The following is a 3,151-nucleotide window of genomic DNA, read 5'->3' on the forward strand; positions in this document are numbered from 1 at the left end:
GGGCCCGGCCCTCCCCGGCGCCGGGTGGTGAACGGAGCGGCTTGGACCCGGGGTCAAGGGAACGACGGTTTCCCGACGGTGGATTGCCCGGGGGCACCGATTCCTACATGGGCGTCAGGGCCTCACCTTGACGTGCACGGGCCGCCGGCTCGTGGTGGGGGGAGGGGAAGCGGATGAGGCGCCCCTGGACGTTCGCGACGCGCATCGCGGTGGGGCTCATTGCCTCGCTGGCGGTGGCGCTGGCCATTGCCGGCATCACCGCGCTCGCCGTGCGCTCGGTGTTCGCCAGCAACGAGGCGCTCAACACGGAACGCGTCGAGCACCTGGTGGCGGTGGAGCAGCTGCGCCGCTTCTTCGGCGAGAAGCTCGCCGCCCTGCGTGCACAGGGCATGACGGGTGACGACCTCTTCCAGGGGAGTGCCGCCAACGCCCGGGCGCACTTCCTGGAGGTGTTGGAGGAGCTGCGCTCGCACGCGGAGGGCGAGGAGGCCCATGCGCTGGAGGCGGTCGCCAGGGCCGAGCACCTGCACCAGGAGGCCCATGCGCGGCTGGAGGAGGCCCGGCGGCGGGGCGACCCCCCATTGGTGCCGCACGCGCTCTTCCTGGGCGTGGCCGAGACGAGCGAGCGGACGGAGCAGGCGCTGGAACGACTCGCGAGCCTCACCGCACAACGGATGGAGGAGGGGCGGCGGTTCGCCAACAAGACGGATCAGCGGGTGCGCGGGCTCATCCTGGTGGTGGCCACACTGGGCGTGATGGTGGCGATGGGGCTGGCGTGGGTGCTCACCCGGGCCCTGTGGCCGCTGCACCACGCGGCCCAGGCCACGGAGGAGCGCTTCCGGCTGCTGGTGGAGGGGGTGAAGGACTACGCCATCTACCTGTTGGACCCCGACGGCCGGGTGGCGAGCTGGAACCTGGGGGCCGAGCGCATCCAGGGCTGGCGCGCGGACGACATCATCGGCCACCCGGACGCGCGTCTCTATCCCCCGGAGGCGGTGGCGCGGGGCGAGCCCCAGCAGGAGCTGGAGCGGGCGGCGCGGGAGGGGCGACGGGTGACGAAGGGCTGGCGGATGCGCGAGGACGGCACGCGCTTCTGGGCCGAGACGCTGCTCACCGCGCTGCGCAACGCGGACGGTCGGCTCAAGGGCTATGCCGTGCTCACGCGCGACATCACCGACCGCAACCGCATGGAGCATGCCCAGCGCCTGCTGGCCGTGGCCGAGCGCCTCTTCCACACGGAGGAGGATCCGGACCGGGCGGTGGTGGCCCTGGCGCGGCGGATGGTGCCGGAGCTGGCCGATGGCTGCCTGCTCTTCCTGCTCGACGCCTCGGGCGAGTTGCAGCCTCGCGCCGTGGCGCACGCCGCTCCGGAGAAGGAGCGCCTCGTCTGGGACATCATCCGCTACCAACCCGGGCGGGAGTGGCGGGGTAGCGCCTCGGAGGTGCTGCGCACGGGCCGCACGGAGCGTGTCGCCGAGGTGACGCCGGAGATGCTGGAGGCCGCGGCGCTCGACGCCGAGCACCTGAGGCTCTTTCGGGAGCTGGACATCCGCTCGTACCTGTCGGTGCCGCTGCGCGTGGGGGGGCGAGGGCTGGGCGTGCTCATCCTGCTGTCGGGGAGGCCGGAGCTGCGCTTCACGGAGTCGGACCAGGTGTTCATCGAGGAGCTGGCGGGCCACGCGGCGCTGGCGCTGGACAACGCGCGGCTGCTGCGCGAGGCGCAGGCGGCGCTGGAGCTCATCGGCGTGGCGGCGCACGACCTGGGCAACCCGCTCAACAACCTGCAACTGCTGCTGGGCAAGTTGAGGCGCTCGCCGCCGACGGAGCAGGAGAAGCTGTGCGAGGGCCTCGGCACGGCGCTGCGCCAGACACAGCGACTGGCGAGGCTGCTGCACAACCTGTTGGACTTGTCGCGGCTGTCCTCGGGGAGGCTGGAGCTGGAGGCGGTGGAGGTGGACCTGGCGGAGCTGGTGCACGAGGGGGTGGCGCGGCACGTGGACCAGGCGGCGGAGGCGGGCAGTCGGGTGGAGGTAGAGGTGGAGCCGGGGGTGGTGGGGCGGTGGGACCGGCTGCGGCTGGAGCGGGTGCTGACGAACCTGCTGTCCAACGCCCTCAAGTACGGCAAGGGGCAACCCATCCACGTGCGGGCGGAGCGGGTAGCGGACCACGCGCGGCTGCGGGTGCGAGACCACGGGCCGGGGATTCCGCCGGAGGAGCAGGCCTCCATCTTCGAGCGCTTCAAGAAGGCGGCCTCCGGCCGGGGGAAGAAGGAGGGCTTCGGGCTGGGGCTGTACATCGTCCGGCAGCTCGTCGAGGCGCACGGGGGCACCATCCGCGTGGAGAGCGCGGCGGGAGAGGGGGCGACGTTCACCGTCGAACTTCCGCTGGCGCCGGTGAGTCGGGAAGTGGATGCCCCGGAGCACGGTCCGGGGTTGGTGCACCAGTCGGATTGAGTGGGGATGGAGGGTCGGATGACGCTGTGCGGTGTCACGAGGTGAGTCATGGTGAAGCTGGCCCTGTTGGGAGAGTCGTACCCCGCGCAGCTGAGAGAGAATCCGCAGGCGCTCCGGGACGTGGAGGTGGTGTGGTCGGGCACGTCGCTGGAGGCGTTCCAGGCGGAGGTGAAGGTGAGGCGGCCGGACGTGCTGGCGCTGGACTTCCTGGAGCTGAACTCGGTGGAGACGGGGGTGGTGCCGGCGCTGCTGGAGGACTCGGGGGCCCGGCACGCCATCGTGACGTACCGCTTCGCGAAGCGCGGGGTGCTCCAGGAATACCCGGCGGGCAAGGTGCGGCTGTTGCAGGGGCCCATCTCGCTGTCGCTGCTGCGGGCGCACGTGCACCTGGCGGTGCTGGACGACATGCTCCAGCCGCAGGCGAAGGCGGCCCCGGCGAGCACGGCGACCCCGAAGGTGGGGCCGAGCGCGGGGGTGATGGCATCGGTGCCGGTGCCGGCGATTCCCAATCCGCCGCGCTACACGCCGGAGGCGCTGGGCAAGCTGCTGGAGGTCTCCAGCGTGGTGCAGTGCGAGTGCCCCAACCACCTGTCGCAGCTGGTGAGCAGCCTGCAGGCGTTCGAGGAGTACTCGAAGCACTGTGAGAACCGGAACGAGCAGGACCGGCAGGTGCACGCGATGCTGTACCGCTACACGGC

At 71.8% G+C, this 3,151-nt stretch carries 2 protein-coding genes; both read left to right on the top strand.

What is annotated here, in order from left to right; genetic code table 11:
- The first annotated feature begins 173 nt into the window (after positions 1-173).
- A complete protein-coding gene (locus tag VF794_RS28135) occupies positions 174-2,453 on the top strand; it encodes a sensor histidine kinase (protein WP_331115659.1) in 2,280 nt (759 codons plus the stop codon).
- Positions 2,454-2,501: 48 nt separating this feature from the next.
- The coding region (locus tag VF794_RS28140) for a hypothetical protein (RefSeq protein ID WP_331115661.1) at positions 2,502-3,151 on the top strand (650 nt) is incomplete at its 3' end.

This window comes from Archangium sp. (genome assembly GCF_036389735.1).
GTDB lineage: Bacteria > Myxococcota > Myxococcia > Myxococcales > Myxococcaceae > Archangium.

Bases quoted from the DNA above. Each gene is read 5' to 3' on its own strand.
- VF794_RS28135 (WP_331115659.1), top strand. From the start codon at position 174: ATGAGGCGCCCCTGGACGTTCGCGACGCGCATCGCGGTGGGGCTCATT.